Source organism: Microbacterium paraoxydans (assembly GCF_019056515.1).
In the GTDB taxonomy this organism is placed as follows: Bacteria; Actinomycetota; Actinomycetes; order Actinomycetales; family Microbacteriaceae; genus Microbacterium.
Genome location: NZ_CP064873.1, coordinates 741,796 through 766,548 on the forward strand (window position 1 = coordinate 741,796; position 24,753 = coordinate 766,548).

Annotated in this window: 23 protein-coding genes; 15 read left to right on the forward strand and 8 right to left on the reverse strand. The window is 71.8% G+C overall.

What is annotated here, in order from left to right:
• The first annotated feature begins 4 nt into the window (after positions 1–4).
• Both resB and ccsB read left to right on the forward strand, forming a co-directional pair.
• Positions 5–1,786 (forward strand): cytochrome c biogenesis protein ResB, encoded by a 1,782-nt coding sequence (gene resB, locus IZR02_RS03480; protein WP_025104443.1) that lies wholly within the window; start codon positions 5–7, stop codon positions 1,784–1,786.
• Positions 1,787–1,795: 9 nt separating this feature from the next.
• The gene (gene ccsB, locus IZR02_RS03485) at positions 1,796–2,776 is read left to right on the forward strand and encodes a c-type cytochrome biogenesis protein CcsB (protein ID WP_025104442.1); all 981 of its coding nucleotides are present in this window, start codon (positions 1,796–1,798) and stop codon (positions 2,774–2,776) included.
• Between the two features lie 106 nt (positions 2,777–2,882).
• Here the strand turns inward: ccsB and IZR02_RS03490 are convergent, their stop codons facing one another.
• From IZR02_RS03490 to IZR02_RS03500, 3 genes are all read right to left on the reverse strand, one after another.
• The gene (locus IZR02_RS03490; protein ID WP_025104441.1) at positions 2,883–3,473 is read right to left on the reverse strand and encodes a 2'-5' RNA ligase family protein; all 591 of its coding nucleotides are present in this window, start codon (positions 3,471–3,473) and stop codon (positions 2,883–2,885) included.
• A gap of 124 nt (positions 3,474–3,597) precedes the next feature.
• Complete coding sequence (locus tag IZR02_RS03495; protein WP_025104440.1) at positions 3,598–5,565, reverse strand: YhgE/Pip domain-containing protein; 1,968 nt, start codon at positions 5,563–5,565, stop codon at positions 3,598–3,600.
• Complete coding sequence (locus IZR02_RS03500; RefSeq protein ID WP_025104439.1) at positions 5,562–8,348, reverse strand: MMPL family transporter; 2,787 nt, start codon at positions 8,346–8,348, stop codon at positions 5,562–5,564. Before IZR02_RS03500 ends, IZR02_RS03495 begins: the two co-directional genes overlap by 4 nt.
• Before the next feature lie 129 nt (positions 8,349–8,477).
• On the opposite strand from IZR02_RS03500, the gene IZR02_RS03505 reads away from it, so the two are divergent.
• On the forward strand, positions 8,478–9,104 hold the full coding sequence (locus tag IZR02_RS03505; protein WP_025104438.1) for a TetR/AcrR family transcriptional regulator: 627 nt from the start codon (positions 8,478–8,480) through the stop codon (positions 9,102–9,104).
• Here the strand turns inward: IZR02_RS03505 and IZR02_RS03510 are convergent.
• The gene (locus IZR02_RS03510) at positions 9,101–10,087 is read right to left on the reverse strand and encodes an o-succinylbenzoate synthase (protein ID WP_025104437.1); all 987 of its coding nucleotides are present in this window, start codon (positions 10,085–10,087) and stop codon (positions 9,101–9,103) included. The two genes, IZR02_RS03505 and IZR02_RS03510, sit on opposite strands and share 4 nt — an antisense overlap.
• Before the next feature lie 90 nt (positions 10,088–10,177).
• Here IZR02_RS03510 and IZR02_RS03515 point away from each other — a divergent pair, with 90 nt between their 5' ends.
• The 11 genes from IZR02_RS03515 (at position 10,178) to IZR02_RS03565 (ending at position 19,981) form a co-directional block, all read left to right on the forward strand.
• Positions 10,178–10,510 (forward strand): PadR family transcriptional regulator, encoded by a 333-nt coding sequence (locus IZR02_RS03515; protein WP_029989612.1) that lies wholly within the window; start codon positions 10,178–10,180, stop codon positions 10,508–10,510.
• Between the two features lies 1 nt (position 10,511).
• Positions 10,512–11,471, forward strand: a complete 960-nt coding sequence (locus IZR02_RS03520; protein WP_025104435.1) for a permease prefix domain 1-containing protein — start codon at positions 10,512–10,514, stop codon at positions 11,469–11,471.
• A gap of 5 nt (positions 11,472–11,476) precedes the next feature.
• Complete coding sequence (locus tag IZR02_RS03525) at positions 11,477–12,397, forward strand: 1,4-dihydroxy-2-naphthoyl-CoA synthase (protein ID WP_025104434.1); 921 nt, start codon at positions 11,477–11,479, stop codon at positions 12,395–12,397.
• Between the two features lie 15 nt (positions 12,398–12,412).
• Positions 12,413–13,564 (forward strand): AMP-binding protein, encoded by a 1,152-nt coding sequence (locus IZR02_RS03530; RefSeq protein ID WP_025104433.1) that lies wholly within the window; start codon positions 12,413–12,415, stop codon positions 13,562–13,564.
• Positions 13,565–13,669: 105 nt separating this feature from the next.
• A complete protein-coding gene (locus tag IZR02_RS03535; protein ID WP_025104432.1) occupies positions 13,670–14,461 on the forward strand; it encodes a class I SAM-dependent methyltransferase in 792 nt (263 codons plus the stop codon).
• A gap of 54 nt (positions 14,462–14,515) precedes the next feature.
• The gene (locus tag IZR02_RS03540; RefSeq protein ID WP_025104431.1) at positions 14,516–15,697 is read left to right on the forward strand and encodes a sensor histidine kinase; all 1,182 of its coding nucleotides are present in this window, start codon (positions 14,516–14,518) and stop codon (positions 15,695–15,697) included.
• The gene (locus tag IZR02_RS03545) at positions 15,694–16,329 is read left to right on the forward strand and encodes a response regulator (protein WP_025104430.1); all 636 of its coding nucleotides are present in this window, start codon (positions 15,694–15,696) and stop codon (positions 16,327–16,329) included. Before IZR02_RS03540 ends, IZR02_RS03545 begins: the two co-directional genes overlap by 4 nt.
• A 168-nt stretch (positions 16,330–16,497) precedes the next feature.
• Positions 16,498–17,259 carry an ABC transporter ATP-binding protein gene (locus IZR02_RS03550; protein WP_025104429.1) on the forward strand — a complete coding sequence of 254 codons (762 nt, stop codon included), beginning with the start codon at positions 16,498–16,500 and terminating at the stop codon, positions 17,257–17,259.
• A complete protein-coding gene (locus IZR02_RS03555; protein WP_025104428.1) occupies positions 17,256–18,716 on the forward strand; it encodes an ABC transporter permease in 1,461 nt (486 codons plus the stop codon). The genes IZR02_RS03550 and IZR02_RS03555 overlap by 4 nt, the downstream gene beginning before the upstream one ends.
• A gap of 18 nt (positions 18,717–18,734) precedes the next feature.
• Complete coding sequence (locus IZR02_RS03560; RefSeq protein ID WP_025104427.1) at positions 18,735–19,394, forward strand: 2-phosphosulfolactate phosphatase; 660 nt, start codon at positions 18,735–18,737, stop codon at positions 19,392–19,394.
• A 26-nt stretch (positions 19,395–19,420) separates the two neighbouring features.
• Positions 19,421–19,981, forward strand: coding sequence for a DUF3054 domain-containing protein (locus tag IZR02_RS03565; RefSeq protein WP_025104426.1), 561 nt, complete (start codon positions 19,421–19,423; stop codon positions 19,979–19,981).
• A gap of 25 nt (positions 19,982–20,006) precedes the next feature.
• Here the strand turns inward: IZR02_RS03565 and IZR02_RS03570 are convergent, their stop codons facing one another.
• From IZR02_RS03570 to IZR02_RS03585, 4 genes are all read right to left on the reverse strand, one after another.
• The gene (locus IZR02_RS03570) at positions 20,007–20,495 is read right to left on the reverse strand and encodes a SprT-like domain-containing protein (RefSeq protein ID WP_025104425.1); all 489 of its coding nucleotides are present in this window, start codon (positions 20,493–20,495) and stop codon (positions 20,007–20,009) included.
• A 44-nt stretch (positions 20,496–20,539) separates the two neighbouring features.
• Positions 20,540–21,067 carry a hypothetical protein gene (locus IZR02_RS03575; RefSeq protein WP_062766227.1) on the reverse strand — a complete coding sequence of 176 codons (528 nt, stop codon included), beginning with the start codon at positions 21,065–21,067 and terminating at the stop codon, positions 20,540–20,542.
• A gap of 81 nt (positions 21,068–21,148) precedes the next feature.
• A complete protein-coding gene (locus IZR02_RS03580) occupies positions 21,149–22,009 on the reverse strand; it encodes a spermidine synthase (RefSeq protein ID WP_025104423.1) in 861 nt (286 codons plus the stop codon).
• A 30-nt stretch (positions 22,010–22,039) separates the two neighbouring features.
• The gene (locus tag IZR02_RS03585) at positions 22,040–23,305 is read right to left on the reverse strand and encodes an LCP family protein (protein WP_025104422.1); all 1,266 of its coding nucleotides are present in this window, start codon (positions 23,303–23,305) and stop codon (positions 22,040–22,042) included.
• 147 nt (positions 23,306–23,452) lie between these two features.
• Here IZR02_RS03585 and IZR02_RS03590 point away from each other — a divergent pair, with 147 nt between their 5' ends.
• Positions 23,453–24,742: a sugar ABC transporter substrate-binding protein gene (locus IZR02_RS03590; RefSeq protein WP_025104421.1), complete on the forward strand. Its 1,290-nt coding sequence runs from the start codon at positions 23,453–23,455 to the stop codon at positions 24,740–24,742.
• Positions 24,743–24,753: the final 11 nt, after the last annotated feature.

Sequence of the window (24,753 nt, forward strand, 5' to 3'; positions counted from 1 at the left end):
GACCATGACGAAGAACAAGGGTGCCGTGACCACCGACTCCAGCGATCCGCTCCGCCCGTCCGACCACGTCGACGGCGACGACACGATCACCCAGCCGCGGCTCGGGTTCGTCGGCTGGCTCCGATGGGGGTGGCGTCAGCTCACCTCGATGCGCACGGCGCTCGTCCTGCTGCTCGTACTGGCGATCGCGGCCATCCCCGGATCGATCTTCCCGCAGCGGATGGCCGACCCGAACGGCGTGACGCAGTGGGAGCGCGACAACCCCGACCTGTTCCCGGTGCTCGACGCGCTCAAGCTCTTCGACGTGTACCTGTCGCCCTGGTTCTCGGCGATCTACCTGCTGCTGTTCACCTCGCTCGTCGGCTGCGTCATCCCGCGCATCAAGCACCACGCCAAGGCGCTGCAGGCCCGCCCGCCGCGCACGCCGGCCCGGCTGCGACGCCTGGAGGACTACCGCGCCGTCACCCGCGACACCGTCGCCGACTCCGGCACGCGCACGGGGGACGCCGCTGCGGAGGCCGCCGCCTCGATCGATGTCGCCACGAAGCAGCTCAAGGCGCTCGGCTACCGCGTGGAGCGCTACGATCGAGGGCGCACGTACTCGGTGTCCGCCGAGCGCGGCTACTGGCGGGAGACGGGCAACCTGCTCTTCCACCTCGCCCTCGTCGGCGTGCTCGTGACGATCGGCGTCGGCGGCGGCTTCGCGTACACGGGCCAGCGCGTGCTCGTCGAGGGGGAGACCTTCGCCAACACGCTGCTCGACTACGACTCCATGAACCGCGGGCGCTTCGTGGCCGACGACTCCTTCGCGCCGTACTCGATGCGGCTGGACTCCTTCGACGTCACGTATCAGCCGTTCGGCGAGCCCGGCTCCGGCCAGGCCGGGAACTTCTCCGCGAACATGACCATCCAGGAGAACGGCGAGGAGCGCGAGGGCGCCGTCAAGGTCAACGAGCCGCTGGGCGTGGCCGACGACGACGTGTTCCTGCTCGGCAACGGGTACGCCCCGACGGTCACCGTGCGCGACCCCGAGGGCAACGTGGTGTTCCACAACAGCACGCCGTTCCTCCCGCAGGACAACAACATGACCTCGCTCGGCGTGCTCAAGGTGCCGGACGGCCTGGCCGAGCAGGTGGGCCTCGTCGGCTTCTTCTACCCGACCACCGGCGTGCTCGACACGGGCGCCTTCTTCTCCGCCTACCCCGACCTCACCAACCCGACGCTCACGCTCGACGTGTACACGGGCGACCTCGGGATCAACGACGGCGTGCCGCGCTCGGTCTACGTGCTCGACACCTCCGACATGACCAAGCTCACCGGACGCAGCACCGACGTGGAGTCGATCGAGCTGTCCCCGGGTGAGACCGCGCAGCTGCCGGACGGCCTGGGCTCGGTCACCTTCGACGACGAGTCGCCGGAGGGCGCCACCGACGCCTCGGAGTCCGTCAAGCGCTTCGCCTCCCTGCAGATCCACCGCGACGAGTCCGGGGTGTTCGTGCTCGGGTTCGCACTGCTGGCGCTCGGTGGCCTCATGCTCGCCCTGTTCGTGCCGCGTCGGCGCGTGTGGGTGAAGGCCACCGCGGCGGACGGCGCGGTCGACCTCGAGTACGCGGCCCTGGCCCGAGGGGAAGACCCCACGCTCGCCCGCGCCGTGGACGACCTCCGTGCCGGCCACGCCCGGCTGCTCGACACCGCGGGCGGCACGATCGCCCGTACCCCTGAAGACGCCGACGAGGATGCCGCGGACGCCGCCGCGGACCCTGCGGCCCCGGCACCCGGAAAGTAGACTGACACCATGCTCGAGCTCACCGTGATCTCGCCCGTCCTGCTGTGGACGGCGATCGCGATCTACGCGGCGGCCTTCGTGGCCTACGCCTTCGATCTCGCGCGCCGCTCGCAGGCGACGGCCGACGCCCACACCGTCCGCGAGGGCGAGCTCGTGGCCGCCGGTCGTTCCGGTGGCGTCTCGGCTTCCGCACCCGTCGATGCGCCCGGAGCTCCGAAGCCGCAGCGCTTCGTCATGGCGCGAATCGGCACCTCGCTCACGGTGCTGGGCTTCGTGTTCCACCTCGCCGCCGCTGTGACGCGCGGCATCGCGGCCGGTCGGGTGCCGTGGGCGAACCTGTACGAGTTCGGCATGGTCGGAACGCTGCTCATCATCGCGGTCTACCTGGCGGTGCTCACCCGCCTCGATCTGCGCTTCCTCGGCACCTTCATCACGGGCCTCGTGGTGGTCCTCCTGGGCCTCGGCGCGACGAACTTCTACGTCGAGGTCTCCCCGCTGATGGACCCGCTGAAGAGCGTCTGGCTCATCATCCACGTGTTCGTCGCCTCGCTCGCGACCGCGTTCTTCGCCCTCGCCTTCGCGCTCTCGGTGATCCAGCTCATGCAGGCGCGACGCGAGCGGCTGCTCGGCGAGGGGGCGGCGAAGACCGGCCCCGGCTTCCTGCGCACCTTCCCGCCGGCGGAGCGCCTGGAGAGCCTGGCGTACCTGTTCACGATCATCGGCTTCATCCTCTGGACCTTCACGCTCATCGCCGGGTCCATCTGGGCGTACTACGCGTGGAGCCGCTTCTGGGGCTTCGACGTGAAGGAGACCTGGACCTTCGTGATCTGGGTGCTCTACGCCGGGTACATCCACGCCAGGGCGACGCGCGGCTGGCGCGGCAACCCCTCGGCCTGGCTCTCGATCGTCGGCTTCACCGCCGTGATCTTCAACTTCACCATCGTCAACGTCTTCTTCAAGGGCCTGCACGCCTACTCCGGCCTGAGCTGAGCCCGCCGAGCACAGCTTCGGAGATCGCGAGGGACACGCCGACGGGCGCGGCTCGGTCACGGCGTGTCGTCCGCAATCTCCGACGTCGTGCCCGCAGGAGCAGGGCTCAGCCGCCGAGGGGGATGACCTCGGCGTGCTCGACGCCGCCCTCGTACCAGACGAACTCGACCTCCGTGACGACCTCCGTCGGCGCGGGAAGGAGCGGACGGACCTCGGTGGCGGCGAGCTGCTGCCATGTCTCGGCATCCAGCGTCTTGCCGTAGAGCACCGAGAGGTGGAAGGTCCAGTCCTCGACGGAGAGCTCGTCGAGGCGGCGGAAGTCCGTCGGCCGGAGCAACTCCGTCAGCGAGGCGTACGCGTGCACGAGCGCGGGCGTGCGGGCGAGGCGCAGGATCACGATCTGCCACGGCGCGGGGAAGACGTCCACGGCGTCGGCGGTGAGCTCGAGAGGACCCTGTTCCGCGGCCCAGGCCCGGATCACGGCCCGCAGCTCCTCCCGACGCTCCGGCTCGAAGAAGCCGCGAAGCGTCACGTGCTCCGTGTGCGGATGCCGGAGCGGCGTGTCCAGACGACCGAGCGCGGCCTCCTGGATGGCCCGGTATTCCGCGGCGACGGCCCCGGTCGGCCGGAGCACGAGATACTGCTGTCCTTCGAGGCTCGCGAGCTGGTCCGGAGTGTCCATGAACGGTCGGCGCATGGCACGAGGGTACGGGGTACCGTCGTCGCGTCCGGGCACTGTTTCGGAGATCGCCACACGACACGCCGCCGGAGCGGGGTGCCCGGCGGCGTGTCGTGTGTGATCTCCGCAGCTGTGCCCGGGGTCAGGCGGTGACGACGGCACGCGCCGTGGTCGTGCGGCGGACCGCGACGACCACCGTCGTGGCGACGAGCGAGAGCACGCCCCAGACGACGAGGGCGGCGACGGCGGCCCCGCTCGCCTCCACGAGACCCGCGAAGGCCGGTGCGGTCGGGAGGGCGGCCCCGATGCTCGCGAGCCAGTCGGGCACGGTCGAGATGAGTCCCGTCGCCACGGCGATGACACCGATCAGTGCGGCGATCCAGCGTCCGATGCCGCCGAACACCGCCACGAGGGCCTGGTTCACCGCGGCGAACACCACCCCGGCGAGGACGGCGGTTCCCGCGAAGGCCCACCACTCCGCGACGTCGTAGTCGGCCACGATCTGCACGATGAGCGAGACGAGCAGACCCTGGGCCGCGCCGATCGCCGCGGCCGGCCAGAACGCGCGGAGGGTGAGGGAGGCGGAGGAGCGTCGTGAGGTGAGCGTGCGTGCCGTGTGCGCGCGGAGGACGAGGAACGACGCGAGACCGCCGAACCACAGCACCACCGCGGTGAGCAGCGGGATCGCGGTGGGGCCGAAGAGCGAGCCCATCGAGGAGTCGGTCGCCACCGGATCAGCGATCACCGACGCCAGCGACGTCGACTCCTCGTCGCTGAAGGACGGGAGGGAGTCAGCCGCGGTGCGCAGTCCGCCCGCGAGGTCGCCGGTGCCGGTCGCGAGGGTGTCGAGGCCGGTGGCGAGCTCCGTGCTGCCGTCGGCGAGCTGGGTCGCACCGTCGGCGAGCTGCGTCGCGCCGGACGACAGTGCCCGCGCTCCTGCGGCCGACTGGTCCACGCCCTCGGTCGCGAGGCGGTTGAGCCCGCCGGCGAGCTCGGTCGCCCCGGCACCCGCCTGGCCGAGCTGGGTGGCCAGCGTGGAGAAGGACCCGGGAAGCGCGGCCACGCCCTCGGCCACCTGCTTGTCGTTGAGGATGCCGGCGGCGGTCCCGGCCGAGGTCGCTGCCGTCACCGCCTGCTCCGCGAGGGCGGAGAGCTGCTCGCACTCCGCCGAGGTCGGATCGGCGGCGCACGCCGTGGCCGCCATCGTCCCGAGACCCTGCGCCACCGCGGCGGACTCGCCCGCGGCGGATCCTGCGGCCGCGGCCGCCGACTGGATCCCGCCCGTGAGCTGCTGCACGTCGGCGACCCGGCCCTGGAGCTCGGTCGCCCCGGAGCTGAGTCCCGCCCCGATGGTGCCGGCGCCGGTCGCCGCCTGCCGCGTCTGCCCCGCGATCGTGTCGAGGCCGGACGCGAGGGTCGAGGCCCCGGTACCCAGCTCCCCGGCACCCGCGGCGAGCTGCGTCGCACCCTCCGGGAGAGCCGCGGCACCGGTCGCCGCGTCACGCGCCCCCTTCGCCAGCTCCAGGGCCCCGTCCGCCGCGTCGCCGATCTGGTCGCCGATGGTGGTGAAGCCGACGAGGATGTTCTCGGTCGTGGCCTCGGACAGCGTGGTGCCGAGCGTCGAGGCCGCCACGTCGGCGATCTGCCCGGTGATGAGGTCGTCCGCCACGAGGCCGTCGTCGGGCGTCGTCACCTGGATCGTCGCCTGCTCCGCGTCCCCGCCGCCGTCCGCGACCGCCTGACCCGCGGAGGTCGCCGCGGCCGAGAAGTCCTCGGGGATCGTGATGACGGCCTGGTAGGTGCCGTCGGCGAGCCCGTCGGCGGCGTCCTCCTCGTTGGAGATGACCCACGTGAGGTTCGAGTCGAGATCGTCCGAGCCCTCGACGAGCCCGGACGCGAGCTGCCGCCCGAGAGGCGCGGTCTGGCCGTCGATCTCGACGGGTTCGTCGAGGTTCACGATCGCCGCGGTCATGGAGTCGAGGCGCTCGGTCGGGTTGTAGAGCGCCGCCATGAGGATGCCGCCGATCGCGGCGGGCAGCAGCAGGACGCCGAGGATCGTGAGCCAGGTGATGGGCTTACGTGAGCGGGCGCGCTCGAGGGGGAGGGTCATGCGGGCACCTCGGTGGTTTCTGCGGCGCTCGGGCGGGGCGCGCGCGTGTCGAGTACGTCGGCGGACGGCCATCCGGCGTCCGTGAGGAGGGAACGGGCCGCGTCGGGATCGACGGCGGTGGCGAAGACGGCGAGCTCTCGGCGCGACCTCGCATCGCGCAGCATCGCGGCGACCTGGTCGCGCTCGCCGCCGCGGAGCCGGTCCGCGCCGTCGATCACCACGAGCTCGGAACGACCGCGGAGGGCTTCGCGGAGGTCGGCGAGCACCGGGGCGTCGTCTCCCGCGAGCACGCAGCCCACGTGGGAACGGACCCAGGCCGCACGACCGGGGAGCAGGTGTCCGGCGACGCGGAGGCGTCCGTCGGCCGGGGCGATGCGGGCGCCGACGGTGAGAGCGAGGGCTTGTAGCGTCCCGGCATCCCCGCCACTCGCGATGAGGGCTGCGCCGGGCGCGAGCCGCAGCGACAGTCCCTCCGTCGCCGAGGGGCCGGCACCGAGCTCCAGGTCATCGGCCGCGACGAGCGACCCGTCGCCCGGCCACGCCTCGAGGTGCCGTTCGCGTTCCACCGCCTCGCCCTCGATGTCCACCCGGGGGAGGATCCGCTCGAGCCACGACGGGATCTCCCAGGCGCGCTCGCCGAGGATCGCCATGAGCGCCGGGATCAGCGTCATGCGCACGAGGAAGGCGTCGAAGGCGATGCCGGCGGCGAGTCCGAGGGCGATGGGCTTGAGGGAGGAGTCGCCCTCGGGCACGAAGGCGACGAACACCGCGAACATGATGAGGCCGGCCGCCGTGACGACCTTCGCCGACCCGGTGAACCCGCTCCGTACGGCGCGCAGAGCTGCGGCCCGCCGGGTGGCGCGGTTCACCGATCCCGCACCCTGGCGGAGGTCGGGATCGTGCACGAAGTCCTCGCGCATCCGCGACACGAGGAACACCTGGTAGTCCATCGCCAGGCCGAAGAGCACGCCCATGAGGATGATCGGCATGAAGCTGATGATCGGGCCGACCTTGGCGACGTGCAGGAGGTCGGCGAACCATCCCCACTCGAAGACCGCCCCGACGACGCCGAAGGCGGCGACGATCGACAGCAGGTAGCCCGCCGCGGCGGTGATCGGCACCCAGAGGGAGCGGAACACGATGGTGAGGAGGATCAGCGAGAGACCGATCACGAAGATCCCGAAGGGCAGCAGAGCCGCCCCGAGCTGATCCGAGATGTCGATGCCGACGGCGGTGAAACCGGTGACCTTGAGGTCGATGCCGAACTCGTCCAGCCACTCGTCGTGGTGGCTGCGGAGCTCGCGCACGAGGTCGGCCGTCGCGGGGTCGTCGGGAGCCGTCTCCGGGATGATCTGGACGATGCCGGTGTCGGCGGTCTCGTTCGGCGTCGCGAGGGCGACCTCCTTCACGCCGGGAACCTCGGCCACCGCGTCTCCGAGGTCTTCCATGAGACCGAGGGGGTCGGTGGAGGTGACGATGGTGCCGGTGAGGATGAGGGGGCCGTTGAAGCCGGGGCCGAACTGCTCGCCGACGAGGTCGTAGTTCTGCCGTGCCTCGGAGTCCTTCGGCAGGACGCCGGCGTTCGGCAGGGCGAGGTCGAGGCTGAGGGCGGGGACGGCGACGATGCCGAGTCCGAGGACGACCGCGAGGGAGACGAGGACGGGGTGCTTCGTCACGCCCTCCACCCACCGACGGCTGCCGCGGGGCTTCGTGACGGCGTCCTTCGCGGCCGCCTTCTTCGGGGCCTTCGCGCGCTTCGGCCGTCCGGCCACGCGGCCCTTGAGGAATCCGAGCAGGGCGGGGGTCAGGGTCACCGCGATCGCCACGGCGACCGCGACGGCCACGGACGCCGCGACGCCCATGGTGGTGAGGAACGGGATGCCCGCGAAGCCCAGGCCGATCAGCGCGATGAGCACGGTGACGCCGGCGAAGACGACCGCCGATCCCGCCGTGCCGACCGCGCGGGCGGCCGACTCCTCAGGTTCAACGCCGTCCCGGACCTGGTCCTGGTGGCGCGCGACGATGAAGAGCGCATAGTCGATCCCGACCGCGAGCCCGAGCATCAGGGCGAGCAGCGGCGTGGTGGAGGAGACGGTCGCGAAGGCGGTCGCCGTGAAGATCCCGGCCATGGAGATGCCGACGCCGAGGATGGCGGTGAGCAGGGGGAGTCCGGCGACGACGAACGAGCGGAACGTGACGATGAGCACGAGGAGCGCGATGAGCAGGCCCACGGCCTCGGTGAGCGTGACGCCGGGGATCGAGATCGCGAAGAGGTCGCCGCCGAGAGAGGCCTGCGCACCGTCGGGGAGCTCTGCCGCGAGCTCGTCGACGGTGGAGCGCAGGGCGTCCTTCGTCTCCTCGGAGACGTCGGTGGACTCGCCGTCGAATTGCAGGCGCACGATTGCCGCCGTGTCGTCGTCGTTGATCATGCCGTTGACCATCTCGTCGTACGGCGAGGTGGCGGCGAGGACCTCGTCGAGGTCGCCGAGCTCCGACACGGCGTCCTCGATCGGCTCGCGGTACGCGTCATCGGTGATCTCGTCGCCGTCCGCGGCCACGACGATGAACTGGGCGTTCGTGCCGCTCACCTGGGGGAAGGAGCGGGAGAGCTGCTCGAGGCCGGCCTGGGACTCGGTCCCGGGGATGGAGAACGTGTTGTCGGTGCCGGCACCGAGGACCACGGCTCCAGCTCCGGCGATGCCGAGGGCGAGGAGCCAGGAGACGAGGACGCGCCATGGGTGGCGGAAGGACCAGCGTCCGAGGGACGAGAGGAGTGTGGACACGCGAATCTCCGTGGGGTGCCGGGTGGATACACAGGTGTATCCGATACATAGATGTATCGTAAGGTCATCCGCCATCCGGAGTCTGTGCACCGGGTGTGAATCGTCGAGAGGGAAGGCCAGGAGGTTCCGATGTCGTCACCCGCCACCCGCAGCCGGGAGAACACGAAGGCGCGTCTGCTGGAGGCCGCCGCGCAGGTGTTCGCCGAGGTCGGCCTGGACGGTGCCTCGGTCGAGGCGGTCTGCGAGCGCGCCGGCTTCACGCGCGGGGCGTTCTACTCGAACTTCGACTCGAAGGACGAGCTGTTCCTGACCCTCGCGGCCGGGGTCGCCGACGCGAGGGTGGCAGCCGTGCGGACTCGCGTGGAGCAGATGCGGGCGGACGGTGAGCTCGCCGACGACTGCGACCCGAAGGATCTCGTCCAGCAGATCATGGAGCTCGGCAGCGACGACCGCCTGGGTGTGATGCTGATGAGCGAGATCCGCATCCGCGCCCTGCGCGATCCGCAGTTCGGCGAGGCGTACCTCGCCCAGGAGCGCGAGATGGTGGCGAGCATCGCGCGCATCGTGGAGGACATCGTGGAGGCGGCGGGCACGCTGCGTCTCCGGCTGCCCGCGACCGATGCGGCGCGCATGCTCATGATCCTCTGGGAGGGCATGACGGTCCGCGGTGCCATGGCCGGTCGTGACGACGCGGCCCTGCGGCACTCCGGCGGCGAGGAGCTCGGGCGGCTCGTGGAGCTCCTCGTCGAGTCCTAGGCGCTGCGGGCTGCGAGCAGCTCGTGGTGGCAGCGGGCCAGTCGGGCCAGCCACCACTCCCGACGCTCGTCCGCGGCGGCGAGCCGGGTGAGCGCTGCCGGGTCGGGGGACAGGCGCCCCACCGGGATCGCGCCGTCCACGGGGCGGAGGTCGGCGACGTCGTCCTGGAACAGGGAGGCCGTGCCCAGACCGCAGTCGTAGTCGAGGGTGGGGAGCGCGGCGGCCAGCGCGGCCCCCTGCGACAGGCCGATCGCGGTGTCCAGGGCGCTGGAGACGACCGCGGGGAGGCCGGCCGCGGTGACGATCTGCAGGGCATGGGTCAGGCCGCCCAGCGGCTGGGCCTTGATGACGACGATGTCCGCCGCGCCCGCGCGCGCGACGGCGAGGGGGTCGCCGGACTTCCGGATGCTCTCGTCCGCGGCGACCGGGATCCCCATGTAGGCGATGCGCCGGCGCAGCTCGACGAGCTCGGGCACCGACGCGCAGGGCTGCTCGACGTACTCCAGATCGAAGGCGGCGAGGGCGTGCACGGCGTGCTCGGCCTCGTCGACATTCCAGAGGCCGTTCGCGTCGATCCGGATGCGACCCTCCGGCCCGAGCACCTCGCGGACCGCCTGGACCCGGGCGACGTCGTCCGCCAGCACCTGTCCCGGCTCGGCGACCTTGACCTTCGCGGTCCGGCACCCGGAGAACCGCGCGAGGACCTCGGGCACGCGGGCGGCGTCGACGGCGGGCACGGTGGCGTTGACGCCGACCCGCTCCCGCAGCGGCGCGGGCTGCGGCGCGTAGGCGTAGTCGATCGCGGCGGCCAGCCAGGTCGCGGCCTCGGCATCGTCGTACTCGACGAACGGGGAGAACTCCGCCCAGCCCTCCGGCCCCTCGAACAGCAGGGCCTCCCGGGTGTCGACGCCGCGGAAGCGGGTCTGCATCGGCAGGGCGACGACGCGGGCGGAATCGAGGAGCTCCGTGACGGCGGGGATCATGACCCCATTGTGCGCCACGACCCCTCGACAGGATGTCGCGCGTATATGTGCCGTTGACAATGGTGTGTGACACACACTACTGTGATCGACATGAATGAGACGCTCGACACGCATCTGCAGGAACTGCGCCGCGGCACCGTGGTGCTCGCCTGCCTGCAGCTGCTGCGCACGCCGGAGTACGGGTATGCGCTGCTCGAGCAACTCGAGAGCCGCGGGTTCGCCACCGATGCGAACACGCTCTATCCGCTGCTCCGCCGTCTGGAGAAGCAGGAGTACCTGACGAGCGAGTGGAACACCGACGAGGCCCGGCCCCGCAAGTTCTATCGCACCTCGGAGGCCGGGACCCGGCTGGCCGACACCCTCACCGACGAATGGCGCGCGCTCACCACCGCGATCGCCTCCCTCACCCCCGAGGAGAACTGACATGACCGCGAGCACCCTCACCGAGCGCTACATCAGCGCCACGATCCGCAGCCTCGCGCCGGATACGCAGGACGAGGTCCGCGCCGAACTCGAAGCCGCCATCGCCGACGCCGTCGACGCGCGGCGGGAACAGGGCGAGAGCCCGGAGGAGGCGGAGCGCGCCGTCCTCACCGACCTCGGCGACCCGGGCATCCTCGCCGCCGGATACGCCGACCGCCCGCTGCACCTCATCGGCCCTCGGTACTACCTCACCTGGTGGCGGCTGCTGAAGCTGCTCCTGTTCATCGTGCCGCCGTTCGCCGCGGTGGGCGTCGCGATCGGGCAGCTGATCACCGGCGGCGGACCCGGCGAGGTCATCGGCGCGGTCGTCTCGGTCACGCTGTCGGTGATCGTGCACCTGTGCTTCTGGGTCACGCTCGTCTTCGTCGTGCTGGAGCGCGCCGGCGCCGACACCGGCGTGCGATGGAACGTGGACCAGCTTCCGGAGCCGACGGAGCACGGGGCCGCCCGCGCCGACGTGATCGCCTCGCTCGTGTTCCTCCTCGCCGGCATCGGCGCGATCGTGTGGGACGCGACGCTCGGATTCTTCCCGACCGGCGGCGACCCCATCCCGATCCTGGCGCCCGCGCTCTGGCCGGTGGGCATCGGCATCCTCCTCGCGCTCATGATCGCGGAGGCCGTCCTGGCCGTCGCCGTGTACGCGCGTCGGCGGTGGACCGTCGCCGCGGCCGTCGTGAACACCGTCCTCGCCGTCGCCTTCGCCGTGTGGGCCCTCACCCTGCTCCTGCAGGGCGAGCTCCTCAACCCGGCCTTCCTGGAGTTCGTGTTCACGGACAACGGGGTGGATGCCGACACGATGCGCGTGCTCACGGTGATCACCGGCGTCGGCCTGGTGGCCTTCCCGGCCTGGGACATCGTCGACGGGTGGATGAAGACGGCGCGTGCCCGGGGAATAGGCTGAAGACCGTGACCGATGCCTTCGTCTCCGACCTGTTCGATCCCGCCGAGTGGGAGCTGGCGCCCGGCGCCGAGCACTACACCGACATCACGGCGCACGTGAGCCGCGACGGCGGGGTCGCCCGCATCGCCTTCCACCGGCCCGAGGTGCGCAACGCCTTCCGCCCGCACACGGTCGACGAGCTCTACCGGGCGCTCGACATCGCGCGACAGGACGCGCGGATCGGGGCGGTGCTGCTGACCGGCAACGGACCGAGCCCGAAGGACGGCGGCTGGGCGTTCTGCTCCGGAGGGGATCAGCGCATCCGCGGCCGCGACGGGTACAAATACTCGGACGCCGAGACCGCCGTCGTCAGCGGAGCGTCCGCGGCGGCTGTCGGGCGTCTGCACATCCTCGAGGTGCAGCGGCTCATCCGGTTCATGCCGAAGGTCGTCATCGCCGTGGTCCCCGGGTGGGCGGCGGGTGGCGGGCACTCGCTGCACGTGGTGTGCGACCTGACCATCGCGTCGGGGGAGCACGCGCGCTTCAAGCAGACGGACGCCGACGTCGGCAGCTTCGATGCCGGGTACGGCTCCGCCTACATGGCCCGGCAGACGGGACAGAAGTTCGCGCGGGAGGTGTTCTTCCTCGCCGAGGAGTACTCGGCGCAGCGGGCCTACGAGGCGGGGGCCGTGAACCGCGTGGTGCCGCACGCCGAACTCGAGCGTGAGGCGCTGAAGATGGCGCGCACCGTGCTGACGAAGTCGCCGACGGCGATCCGGATGCTCAAGTTCGCCTTCAACGCCGTCGACGACGGGCTCGTCGGGCAGCAGGTGTTCGCGGGCGAGGCCACCCGCCTCGCGTACGGCACGGACGAGGCGGTGGAGGGGCGGGATTCGTTCCTCGAGAAGCGCGCCCCCGATTGGTCGTCCTTCCCCTGGCACTACTGAGCCGGAGAGACGATCGTGACCGCCCTCATCCCGACCGACGCGGAAGACACCGTGCTCCTGCGGGAGGCGCTGCTCCGAGCTCTCGACGAGGGACCGGCTCTCGGCTTCGGCATGCTCGCCGACGCTCCGGCGGAGGTGGACGACGGCATCGCCGCAGTGATCGCGACCTCCGGATCCAGCGGCGTCCCGAAGCGGGTGGCGCTGAGTGGCGAGGCCCTGCGGGCGAGTGCAGAGGCCACCGCCGCCCGGATCGGCAGCGGTCGCTGGCTGCTCGCCCTGCCGGCCGGCTACGTCGCGGGGCTGCAGGTGATGGTGCGCTCGATCCTCGCGGGCACGGAGCCGACCCGGATCGAGGGACGGTTCACACCGCGGGCGTTCGCCGAGGCCACGCGGAGCATGAGGCACGCCACGACCGCGGGCGTCCTCCCGGCCCTGTACACCTCCCTCGTCCCGGCGCAGATCGCGACGCTGCTCGACGCGAGTGCCGAGCCGGGGGTGCTCGCGGCGCTGCAGGCGTATGAGGCCATCCTCGTCGGGGGCCAGGCGCTCCCGGAGCCGCTGCGGGAGCGGGCAGCTGACCTCGGGGTGCGTCTCGTCCGCACCTACGGCTCGACGGAGACCAGCGGCGGCTGCGTGTACGACGGCGTCCCGCTCGACACCGTGAAGGTCCGGGCGGTCGACGGCGAGCTGCGGATCGCCGGTCCCATGCTCGCGGAGGGCTATCTGGGCGACCCGGCGCTGACTGCGCGCACCTTCGCGCGGGACGAGCACGGAATCCGCTGGTACCGGACGGGCGACCTCGGGCTCATCGAGGATGGCGTGGTGCGCGTGCACGGTCGCGCGGACAACGTGATCGTGTCGGGCGGCATCAACATCTCGCTCGACCGGGTGGAGCGCATCGTCCGCGCCGTGCCCGGGCTGCATCAGGCCGTGGTCGTGGCGGTCGACGACGAGCGCTGGGGGGAGGCCTCGGTCATCGTCGCGGCACGCGGGGAGGCCCTGCGGCGCAGCGAGTCCGAGCAGCTCGCCCAGGCCAGGGAGGCGGTGGCCGGCGAGATCGGCGCCCACGCGCGTCCGTCCCGCCTGATCCTCGTGGACGAGCTCGACGTCCTCTCCTCCGGCAAGCCCGACCGCGAAGCGATCCGCCGCATGGTCTCCTCGCTCTAGCGCGTCGACCCACCCCTTTCGCGCCGACCCGGCCCTTTGCGGGCGTCCGGAAGGGGCCGGGACATACGGAAAGGGGTGGGTCGGCGGGAGTGCCAGACTGAGGGCATGGCCTCGTACACGCATGGACACCACGAATCCGTCCTCCGCTCGCACAGTGTGCGGGACATCGCGAACTCGGCGGCCTACCTTCGACCGCACCTCACGGCGGAGACCCGGCTCCTCGACGTGGGAGCGGGGCCCGGATCGATCACGGTGGACTTCGCGGGGGTGGTCGCGCACGTCACGGCGACCGAGATCGACGACGCCGCGCTGTCCCTCTCCCGCGACCTCGCCGCCGCGCGAGACGTAGGGAACATCGCCTTCTCCGTCGAGGACGTGCACGCGCTGAGCTTCGCCGACGACTCCTTCGACGTCGTGCACGCGCACCAGGTGCTGCAGCACGTCGCCGATCCGGTGCAGGCGTTGCGCGAGATGCGCCGCGTCGCGAAGCCCGGGGGACTCATCGCCGCCCGCGACGCCGACTACGCGGGCTTCCTGTGGTTCCCGGTCCTGCCGGAGCTCGACCGGTGGCTCACGCTGTACCGCGCCGCCGCCCGGGCGAACGGCGGAGAACCGGATGCCGGCCGCCGCCTCCTGGCCTGGGCACGCGCCGCGGGCTTCGAAGACGTCACGGCGACCGCGTCGACCTGGTGCTATGCGACGCCGTCCGAGCGCGCCTGGTGGGGCGGGATGTGGGCCGACCGCATCCTGGAGTCGGCGCTCGCCCGGCAGCTCGTGGACGAGGAGATGGCCTCCGCGGCCGACCTGCAGGAGATCAGCGACGCCTGGAAGCGCTGGGCCGACGACGGCGACGGCTGGTTCCTCGTGCCGCACGGGGAGATCCTCGCCCGCGCCTGACGGATACATCCCGCGACGGATGCCGCGCCCGAGCCGCTCGCGTAGCGTGGGGGAGTGATCCGTCCGCTGTCTCGCACCGGCCTCGTCCTCGACATCGTCGGGGCGGTGCTGCTGTTCGCGCTTCTGACGCCGCTCGGGGTCGTGTTCTATGCGCCCCAGCCGGACGTGGCCGGGTCCTCCGCGGTCAACGTCATCGGTCTGATCTCGTCGTCGGTGTTCCTGTTCGGCGGTGTCGCGATCGGACGTCTGGCCCCCGGTCTCGCGCTCGCCGCGGCCTGGGCCGGAGCCGTCGTGCAGATGCTCGCCGGGTTCGGACCGCTGCCGACCGACTTCGCGATCCTCCTCGTGCTGTACGCGACCTCCGCGTGGGGCACCCGCCGCGTGCTCTGGTGGGGGTTCGGGTCGGTGATCGTCGGCGGCATCGTCGCCGCGCTGTACATGGTCGTCGTCGGGGGCGTCATGTTCGGCTCCGGCAGCGGCTGGGAGCTCGTGACCGGAGGCACCCTGCTCGTCGCGGCCTCCATCATGGCGCTGGGGTTCGCGTGGGTGTGCGGCCTCCTCTGGCGGGTCGTGCTGCGCAACCGGCGCACGCGTTCGGCGCAGCTGCAGGCCGAGGCCCTGGCCGCCGAGGAGCAGGAGCGGGTGCGCATCGCCCGGGACATGCATGACGTCGTGGCGCACTCGCTCGCCGTCGTCATCGCCCAGGCCGACGGTGCCCGCTATGCCGCGGCGGTGAAGCCGGAGATCGCGACGGAGGCCCTCGGCACGATCGCGCAGACCGCGCGCGGAGCACTCAGCGACGTGCGGATGCTCCTCACCCAGCTCCGTCATCGGCAGGGCGACGGTCCGCAGCCGACCCTCGCCGATCTCGAGACGCTGTTCGCCCAGGTGCGCCAGGCCGGCATCGAGCCGCGGGTCACGGTCGACCCCATGCCTCCGGGGGAGCCGCCGGGGGCCATCCAGCTCGCGGTCTACCGGATCCTCCAGGAGGCGCTGACGAACGCGATCCGCCACGGCGACGGCGCGGTGGACGTGCATCTCGCGTGGCTCCCGGATCGCGTCGACATCGAGGTGCGCAACACCGTCTCGCCGGAGTCGACGCCGGGGACCCCCGGAGGACACGGGCTCATCGGCATGCGCGAGCGCGCCCAGCTCGTGGGCGGTAGTCTGCAAACCGAGCGCCGTGGTGCGCAGTTCGTCGTCCAGAGCAGCCTTCCGATCGGAGCCCCGCAGTGATCAGAGTCGTGCTCGTCGACGACCAGGCGCTGTTCCGGGCCGGTATCCGCATGCTCGTGGCCTCCCAGCCGGACCTCGAGGTCGTGGGGGAGGCGGGCAACGGGCGCGAGGCTCTCGACGTGGTCGCCGCGACCCGGCCGGACGTGGTGCTCATGGACATCCGGATGCCGGTCATGGACGGGCTGACCGCGACCGCGGAGATCCTGTCTCGCCCGGAACCCCCGCGCATCGTGATGCTGACCACGTTCGACCTCGACGAGGCGGCGGCGCGGGCGATCCGGCAGGGGGCGAGCGGCTTCCTCCTCAAGGACGCCGATCCGGAGTTCCTGCTCGCCGCGATCCGGACCGTGCACGCGGGGTCGAGCGTGATCGCGGCCTCGGCTACCCGGGAACTGTTCGAGCACTTCGCGGAGGCTCCGAAGCCCGTGCCGCCGCAGTACGCCGAGCTGACGGAGCGGGAGCGGGAGATCTTCGCGCTCGCCGCCCGGGGACTCTCGAACGCCGAGATAGCCGCGCGGGAGTTCCTCAGCGAGGCCACGGTGAAGACCCACATCAGCCGCATCCTCACGAAGCTCGCGCTCCGCGACCGCGTGCAGCTCGTCGTGTTCGCTTTCGAGCACGGCCTCGCCTGACGCCGACCCACCCCCTTCCGTTCGACCCGGCCCCTTGCGGCGGTCCGTAGAGGGGTGGGAGGAACGTAAGGGGGTGGGCCGGGAGGACGCGGGATCATCCTCCCGATGTAGCGGGATGCTTCCGGCGGGCGACGCGACGAGCGGGGGCGCGGAAATAGCGTCGTGGACATGGAGATCACGACCACCGACCTCGGGCTCGCCGCCCGCGTCCAGCACCTGAAGAAGACCTACGGCTCGGGCGAGGGCACCGTCCGCGCGCTCGACGACGTGAGCGTCGGCATCCGCCGCGGACAGTTCACCGCCATCATGGGTCCGTCCGGATCCGGCAAGTCCACCCTCATGCACATCATGGCCGGCCTCGACAGCCCGACGGAGGGACGGGCGTGGATCGGCGACACCGAGATCACGGGCCTCGGCGACCTCGACCTGACCATCCTGCGCCGCCGCCGCGTCGGGTTCATCTTCCAGGCGTTCAACCTCGTCCCCACGCTCGACGCCCTCGGCAACATCCTGCTGCCGTTCGAGCTCGACGGCCGCCGCCCCAGCGCCATCGAGCGGGCACGGATCGACGGGCTCATCGAGACGCTCGGCCTCGGCAAGCGCCTCGGCCACCGGCCGCACCAGCTCTCGGGAGGGCAGCAGCAGCGCGTCGCCATCGCCAGGGCCCTCGCCACCGCCCCCGACCTCGTGTTCGCGGACGAGCCCACGGGCAACCTCGACTCCCAGACCGGACGGGAGGTGCTGCGCCTGCTCGCGGCCGCCAGCCGGGAGCACGGCCAGTCCATCGCGATGGTCACGCATGACGCGATCGCGGCGAGCCACGCCGACCGGGTGCTCTACCTCGGCGACGGCCGGATCGTGGCGGATCACCCGCGGCAGACCGCGGAGCAGATCTCGGCCTACATGCTCGCCGCGGAGGTGTCGGCATGACCGCGCTCGCCACGGTCGTCCCGGAGACGCGGACGACCGGACCCCGGCTGGCCTGGCTCCGCGACCGCGGCATGGGCGCGAGCGTCCTCGTCGCCGCGCTCTCGTCCGCGTTCGGCGTCTTCCTCGTCGAGATCACGGCCTACATCGGCGCCGTGCTCCAGGCCGATCCGTTCATCGGCGACAGCGGCACGCTCGCGGTCGTCGTCGCGATCCTGTCAGTGCTGCTCACCGCCGTCGCGATGTATGTGGCCGCGATCGTCACGGCGAACACGTTCTCGACGATCATCGCGGGCCGCACCCGGCAGATCGCGCTGATGCGTCTCATCGGGGCGACGGCTCGTGCGCAGCGGGCGGAGGTCGGCCGGCAGGGGCTCGTCGTCGGGCTCCTCGGCGCGGGGCTCGGCCTGCTCGCCGGACTCCTCCTCTCCGCGGCGGCCGTCCAGCTCGGCGGGCAGCTCGTCGCCACCTCGCCGTCGTCCTTCTCGCTCGCCCAGCCCGCTCTCGCCCTCCCGGCGGTCGGCGTCGCGCTCACCACCTGGGCGGCCGCCTGGGTGGGGTCGCGTCGCGTGCTCGCGGTGACGCCGCTGCAGGCTCTGGGCGGTGCCGTCGAGCGCACCCGTGACGAGGTCTCCGGGCGCAAGGGTCGCCATGTCGGGGCCTGGGTGCTGCTGATCTCCGGCGCGGCTCTGCTCGCGGGCGGCGTTGTCCTCGGACTCGTCACACCGCTCGGTGTCGTGGTCGCGTTCTTCGGCGGCATCCTCTCCTTCACCGGGCTCGCCCTGGGATCCGTGCTGTTCATGCCGCCGGTGCTCCGCCTCGTGGGGCGCCTGTTCGGCTCGAGCGCGACCGCCCGACTCGCGGCCGAGAACGCCCTGCGGTACCCGGAGCGGTCGTCGCGGATGGCCATCGGCGTCGTCATGGGCGTGACCCTGGTGACGATGTTCGCGGTGGCGCTGGAGTCGTCGAAGCGCCTGATGACCAGCCAGACCACGGAGGAGATCCCGGCGGAGTTCTTCGCGCCGTACGACGCCTTCGCGGCCATCATGATGGTGCTCGTCGCCGTCTCGGCCGTGATCGCAGCCGTCGGCCTCGTCAACCTCCTCACCATCGGCGTCGTGCAGCGGCGCCGCGAGCTCGGACTGCTGCGCTCGATCGGTCTGTCCAACCGCCAGGTGCGCCGCATGGTGCTGCTGGAGGCGACGCACATCACGGTGGCGGCGACCCTCACCGGTCTCGTGCTCGGGGTGCTCTACGGGTGGATCGCGGCCCAGTCGCTGCTCGGCTCCGTTCCGGTCCTGCCGGAGTTCACGCCCGCCGGGCTGATCGCCCCGCAGGTGCCGTGGCTTCCCGTGGTGATCATCATCGCCGCGACCGCGCTGCTCACGCTCGTGGCCGCCGCGACGCCGACCCGGCTGGCGACCAGGGTGGCTCCGGTCGAGGCACTCGCGGCGGACTGACGGCTCTAGGCTGGACGGATGCCGTCGCCGTTCGATCAGTCCCCGTACCAGGTCCGACTCGACTGGGGGGTGTCCGGGCTCGCCCGTCTCGCCCCGGCCGACGTCGTCGTGGTGATCGACGTCCTCCGGTTCTCCTCGACGGTCGCCGATGCGGTGGCCGCGGGAGCGGAGATCGAGCTGGCCGGAGCGCTCGACTGGTCGCGGAACGGGGCGGCGGTGGCGGCCGCCGCCCCGACCGGGGCCACGGTCCTGCTGGGCTCGATCCGCAACGCCGGTGCCGTGGCCAGGGCCGTGCAGGTGGAGCAGGAACGCCGCCAGGGCCGCACCTCGGTCGCGCTCGTCCCGGCCGGCGAGCTCGATGCCGCGGGGGAGCTGCGCGTCGCCGTGGAGGACCAGCTCGGGGCCGGAGCGATCGCGGCGGCGCTCACCGATCTCGGCATCGACCACACGGCACCGGACGCCGCCGTGGCCGCAGAGGGCTTCCGCGCGCTGCGGCGTGCGCTGAAGCACCTGATCGGGGCCACGGGTTCCGGACGAGAGCTGCAGGCCGGGGTCTCCGCGACCGATCGCATCCGGGCCGCCGGACTGGTGCCGACCAGCACCGCGGACGCCGCCGTCCTGGACGCGGTGGACGCCGTCCCCGTTCTGCGCGGCGGGCGGTTCACGCGCTTCGAGTGAGCACGCGATCCGCGTAGGGTCGAGGAATGAGGTTCCTCCCCGCTCTCCTCGTCGACGCCGTCCTCGTCCTCGTCTTCGCCGCCATCGGTCGCGCCTCCCACCAGGAGGACCCGGCAGGGTTCCTCCTCACGGCGTGGCCGTTCCTCGTGGCCCTGCTGCTGGGGCACGCCGCTGCGCTGCTGCTCCCCGCACGGCCGCGGCGGCCGTGGTCGCTGCCGTGGGGCGCGGTGGTGTGGGTGGTGACGGTCGTCGTCGGCATGCTGCTGCGTCTGCTCAGCGGAGACACCGCGGAGGTGCCCTTCGTCATCGTGGCGACGCTCGTGCTCGGCGTGTTCCTGCTCGGCTGGCGGGGTCTCACCGCGCTCGTTCGTCGACGCCGCCGTCACCACGAGACCGCAGCCGAGACCGAGACGGAGTCCGGGCTGACCCCGTCGACCGAACCCGCGGCACATCGAGACGCGGCCGCCGGTCAGGCACCCTCGGACGCGGAGGAGGACGCCGCGCCTGCTGAGGAGGACGCCGCGCCGGCCGAGGAGGACGCCTCCGCGTCCGAAGAGCAGCCGCGCTCCGGCGGTTCAGCCGTCTGAGCAGGCGACCCCGCTCCCTCGGCCCTCAGCGCGGGGCCTGCGCGGCGAGGCGGGCGTCGGTCGTGATCTCGCGACGCGTCCAGGCGAAGAGGTGCTGGGCATCGAACGTGCGGGAGCAGCGGGCGCAGGACGTGGCCCGGCTCGGGCGGCGGTGTCGATACGTGACGTGACCGGCCGGGCAGCGGCCGACCCACGGAGCGAGCTCGACGGCGGTCTCCCCGCGGTGCGTCGTGCCGCCGACATAGCCCAGGTCGCGCGCCACGCGCTTCCAGGCGGGGCCATGGGCGGCCTGGTGTCCGGCGAGGGCGTGGGCCACCTCGTGCAGGAGCACCTGGTGGATCTCGTCGTCCTCGAAGCGGGCGGCGAGATACCGCGACACGGTGATGCGCTTGCGCGTGTAGTCGCACTGGCCGGCGCGACGCTTGGCATGGTCGAAGTCGAACGACCAGCTGTCGTCGAGATGCAACCGGATCAGTGCCTCGCCCCAGACCCGCACGCGGTCAAGTTCCGCCATGCGCTCAGGCTAAGGCATGCCGCGGACACTCGGGCGCAACGACGTCAGCCGGCGACGAGCTGCGCCGGACGACGGCGCTCCACGGCCTCGATGGCGAGGAGCACGGTCTCCAGCTCCCGGTCCTCCGCGCCGGACTCGCGCCGCAGGAACAGCGACTGCTTGAAGCTCTCCCGCGCGGTCTCGTAGTCCTCGGCGTCGTAGGCGTTCTTGCCGTGGTGCTGATAGGCGAAAGCGGCGGTCGACAGCCAGCGCTGCCCCTCCGCCTCCGCGGCGCACGTGGCCAGCTCCTGCTCGGCGGCGGCGTATGCGCCCCGGTACTGCAGGATCGTCGCGTGCAGCACACGGGCGCGGAGCACGTCCTTGCGGGTACCGGCCATCCGGGCCTGCCGCACGGCTTCGTCGGCGAGCGCGAGGGCGTCGTCGAGGCGTCCCAGCACCTTCAGCAGCCAGACCCGCTCCAGCAGGGCGGGAAGGCTGCGCTGCTCCTCGATCTCGGCCAGGCGTGCCGCGCACTCGTCGAGATCGACCTGTTCGCGGAGGCTCTCCCGGTCGTATCCCCGGATCAAACTCATTGCTCTCCTTCCGCGCGTCCCCGCACCTGTCCCCGTCCAGTCTGCCTGCCGCTTCCGCGCTCCTCGGGGCGGCGCGCCCGATCAGCGCAGGAACAGCGAGGCATCGGGTCGCGGGGACGCGACGGCGTCGGCGTCCGTGACGATCCGGGCGCCCTGGAGGAAGGCGCGGGCCTCGTCCCCCTGGGCGATCTTCGCGGGATGCGGACCCGCGGCGAGCATCCGGGGCAGCCACTCCGTCGGGAGAGCGGCGGCGGATGCCGCGACCACGAGGTTGCCGAAGCGGCGGCCCTTGAGCACCTGGGTGTCGGCGAGGATCCCGATCTCCGGGAGCACCTCGGCGATGGTCGCGGCCTGTCGACGGGCGAACGCGAGACCGGGACCGTCGGCGACGTTGACGAGCAGGACGCCGCCGGGGGCGAGCAGCGCGGCGAGCTCCCGGTAGAACTCGACGCTCGTGAGGTGGGCGGGTGTCTGCGCGCCCGAGTACACATCCGAGACGACGAGGTCGCACGCGCCGTGCAGGGCCGCCGGAAGCTTCCGGACCCCTTCCCTCGCATCGCCGATGCGCAACCGGATGGCCGCCCCCTTCGGCAGGGGGAGGTGCTCGCGGACGAGCTGCACCAGCGGGGCCTCCAGTTCGATGACCTGCTGGCGCGACCCGGGGCGGGTCGCGTCGATGTAGCGGGGGATGGTGAGGGCCCCGGCGCCGAGGTGCACCGCGGTGAGCGACCCGGGGCGGAGTTGGTCGATCACCGCGCCCATCCGCACGATGTATTCGAAGTGCAGGTGCGTGGGGTCGTCGAGGTCGACGTGCGACTGCGGGGTGTCGTCCACGACGAGCTCGTAGCCGCTCGTGAACTCCGAGGGGACGATCCGGGCGAGGCCGCCATGGTCGAGGCGGGTCTGCGGGTGCTCGGCGTCCCGTGATCGCGTCCGTCCCATGCTGTCGAGCCTACGCCGGGGCGGTGGCGATCAGCGCTGGTTGCCCACCGCGCAGGTCTCCTGCTCGAGGGTCTGCCCCGACACCTCCGGCGGGAGCGTCGCGCGCGCGTCCGGCGTGGCGCTCGCCTCGGGAGTGGATTCCGTCTCCGGCGTCTCCGGCGCCGTGGGCGCGGGGGTGACCAGCTCCACGCCGCGGTGCGTCGTCACGTCGCCGGTGAGCTGGAGCGGCTGTCCGGCCCGCACCGCGTCCCACAGCGCGGCCGCGGCCTCCTCGTCCGGCACGACCTTGTCGTCGTCGAACGGATCGGCGATGTTCGGGTACTGCACGAACACGAAGTCGCTGAAGTTCACATCCTTGAGGGCGAGTGCGAGCTGGGCCAGGCGCAGCGGGTCGGCGAGCTCGTCGCTGGGATCGATGTTGTCGGCGATGGCGTTCGTCAGTCGCAGCACCTTGGGGATGTCGGTCAGAGTGTCCTCGCTGAGCACCTTCTTGGCCAGCCGCGACATGTACTGCTGCTGGTTGGAGATGCGCGCGAGGTCGCTCTCGTCCCCCACGCCGTGCCGGGTGCGGATGAACTGGAGGGCCTCCACGCCCGAGACCGTCCGCAGGCCCGCCGGCCAGTCGATGCCGGTGTGGCGATCGCGGATGCCGTCGCCGGCGATGCAGACCTCGACGCCGCCGATCGCGTCGGTGACGGCCATGACGCCGTCGAAGCTGATCTTGGCGGCGAACTCGATGGGGATATCGCCCAGTTCGCTCACGGTCTTCGCGATGCAGGAGAGGCCGGCGTGCTCGAACAGCGCGTTCATCGACGCCTTCTCTATCGCGGACGCGACGGAGCCGTCCTCGCGGGTGCACTCGGGTACGGGGACGCCGAGGTCGCGGGGGAGGGAGACGACGGTCACGTTCCGGGGCGCCGCCGAGACGTGCACGAGGAGGTTGACGTCGTTGCGGCTCCGGCCGTCGGCTTCGGCGCAGCGTTCGTCGAAGAGCGCGGTCGCCTTCGGGCCGCACTCGTCCGTCCCCACGATGAGGATGCTGAACGCCTTGTCGTCCGGGTAGGCGCCGACCGTGGGCGGGTCGACCTGCGGGGCGCCCTCCAGGGTGACGGCGCCGTCGCCCACCCGGTTGAACACGTCCCACACGAGGAATCCCGCGACCGCCGCGGTGGAGACGAGGACGACGGCGAGCCCGATCCCGAGGCCCCGCAGGACCCGGGAGGTCCGGCCGCGCGTCGACGGCGGTGCGTGCCGGGGGAGCGGAGAGCGGTCGGCGTCTGATCCACGGCGGGGCATGCGGGGAGCCTACCCCGGAGGCCTGATGTTACGGGGGTATGACGATTCTGGGAGGAACTTGCAGGGAATTAGTTAGTCGTGAATACTTTTTCCTATCCCCGGTACGCACCCGATGCACACCTGGACTTTCAAAGAGGAGATCCCCCCATGCACAAGCGCATTCTTCCGGCGGTGGCGCTCGGCGCCGCTGCCACGATCGCTCTGGCCGGCTGCGCCGGCGGCAGCGGCGACAACGGCTCGACCAATGGCGAGGGCCAGGAGCTGACGGTCTGGATCATGAAGGGGACCAACCCCGACGCGACCGCCTTCTACGACAAGGTGTCGGACGCCTTCGAGGAGGAGACCGGCGCGAAGGTCACCATCGAGGAGATCCAGTGGGCCGACGCCCACGACCGCTTCGTCACCTCGATCGCCGGCGGCACCACCCCGGACATCGCCGAGACCGGCACCACCTGGACCGCGGAGTTCGCCGACGCCGGCGCGCTCCTCCCGCTCGACGAGTACGTCGACGCCGAGGACGGCCTGCGTGACGACCTCGTCGAGGGCCTCGCGGTCGCGGGCACCTACGAAGACGAGCTCTACGGCATGCCGTGGTACGCCGGTGTCCGCTCCATCGTCTACCGCACCGACGTCTTCGAGGAGCTCGGTCTCGAGGCTCCGAAGACCTGGGACGACATCGTCGCCGCCGGTGAGGCCATCAAGGCCGCCAAGCCCGACATGCTGCCCTTCCCCGTCGCGGGTGACGCCGAGTTCCAGGTCTACCCCTGGGTCTGGGGCGCCGGCGGCGAGATCGCCACGAAGGACGGCGACACCTGGACCAGCGAGCTCGACAGCGCCGAGTCGCAGGCCGGCATCGAGTTCTACACGGGCCTGGCCACCGAGCACGGCTTCTCGTCGGCCGGTGCGACCACGTGGAAGGAGACCGACCTCCGGGACGCCTTCACGCAGGGCAACGTCGCGATGATGCTCTCCGGCTCGTGGACGCCGAACGCGCTCATCGAGGCCAACCCCGAGCTCGAGGGCAAGATCGGCGCGGCCGTGATCCCCGGCCAGGACGGCGGCATCGCTCCGTCCGTGCTCGGCGGCTCGCACCTGTCGGTGTTCAACACCACGAAGAACGCCGACCTCGCGTGGGAGTTCGTCAAGCTCATGACCACCGGTGAGTTCGCCGAGCAGTGGTCCGACGAGACCGGCTACTTCCCGGGCGTCCAGTCCGCGATGGAGGAGGCCCTCGCCTCGACCGACCCGCTCGTCGCTCCGTTCGCCGAGCAGATGGTCGACGGCGGCGCGTCCGTCCCGGTCACGCCGAACTTCGGCGCCGTGCAGGCGAAGAAGACCACCAACGCCATGATCCAGGCCATCCTCAGCGGGCAGAAGGACGTCGCGACCGCGACGAAGGACGCCGCCGCCGAGATGACCGAACTGCTCAACCAGTAAGGAACCATTCC

Excerpts from the sequence above, each read along its gene's own strand:
- resB (WP_025104443.1), top strand. The coding sequence starts at position 5 with ATGACGAAGAACAAGGGTGCCGTGACCACCGACTCCAGCGATCCGCTC.
- ccsB (WP_025104442.1), top strand. The coding sequence starts at position 1,796 with ATGCTCGAGCTCACCGTGATCTCGCCCGTCCTGCTGTGGACGGCGATC.
- IZR02_RS03490 (WP_025104441.1), bottom strand. The coding sequence starts at position 3,473 with ATGCGCCGACCGTTCATGGACACTCCGGACCAGCTCGCGAGCCTCGAA.
- IZR02_RS03495 (WP_025104440.1), bottom strand. The coding sequence starts at position 5,565 with ATGACCCTCCCCCTCGAGCGCGCCCGCTCACGTAAGCCCATCACCTGG.
- IZR02_RS03505 (WP_025104438.1), top strand. The coding sequence starts at position 8,478 with ATGTCGTCACCCGCCACCCGCAGCCGGGAGAACACGAAGGCGCGTCTG.
- IZR02_RS03510 (WP_025104437.1), bottom strand. The coding sequence starts at position 10,087 with ATGATCCCCGCCGTCACGGAGCTCCTCGATTCCGCCCGCGTCGTCGCC.
- IZR02_RS03515 (WP_029989612.1), top strand. The coding sequence starts at position 10,178 with ATGAATGAGACGCTCGACACGCATCTGCAGGAACTGCGCCGCGGCACC.
- IZR02_RS03520 (WP_025104435.1), top strand. The coding sequence starts at position 10,512 with ATGACCGCGAGCACCCTCACCGAGCGCTACATCAGCGCCACGATCCGC.
- IZR02_RS03535 (WP_025104432.1), top strand. The coding sequence starts at position 13,670 with ATGGCCTCGTACACGCATGGACACCACGAATCCGTCCTCCGCTCGCAC.
- IZR02_RS03550 (WP_025104429.1), top strand. The coding sequence starts at position 16,498 with ATGGAGATCACGACCACCGACCTCGGGCTCGCCGCCCGCGTCCAGCAC.
- IZR02_RS03555 (WP_025104428.1), top strand. The coding sequence starts at position 17,256 with ATGACCGCGCTCGCCACGGTCGTCCCGGAGACGCGGACGACCGGACCC.
- IZR02_RS03560 (WP_025104427.1), top strand. The coding sequence starts at position 18,735 with ATGCCGTCGCCGTTCGATCAGTCCCCGTACCAGGTCCGACTCGACTGG.
- IZR02_RS03565 (WP_025104426.1), top strand. The coding sequence starts at position 19,421 with ATGAGGTTCCTCCCCGCTCTCCTCGTCGACGCCGTCCTCGTCCTCGTC.
- IZR02_RS03570 (WP_025104425.1), bottom strand. The coding sequence starts at position 20,495 with ATGGCGGAACTTGACCGCGTGCGGGTCTGGGGCGAGGCACTGATCCGG.
- IZR02_RS03575 (WP_062766227.1), bottom strand. The coding sequence starts at position 21,067 with ATGAGTTTGATCCGGGGATACGACCGGGAGAGCCTCCGCGAACAGGTC.
- IZR02_RS03580 (WP_025104423.1), bottom strand. The coding sequence starts at position 22,009 with ATGGGACGGACGCGATCACGGGACGCCGAGCACCCGCAGACCCGCCTC.
- IZR02_RS03585 (WP_025104422.1), bottom strand. The coding sequence starts at position 23,305 with ATGCCCCGCCGTGGATCAGACGCCGACCGCTCTCCGCTCCCCCGGCAC.
- IZR02_RS03590 (WP_025104421.1), top strand. The coding sequence starts at position 23,453 with ATGCACAAGCGCATTCTTCCGGCGGTGGCGCTCGGCGCCGCTGCCACG.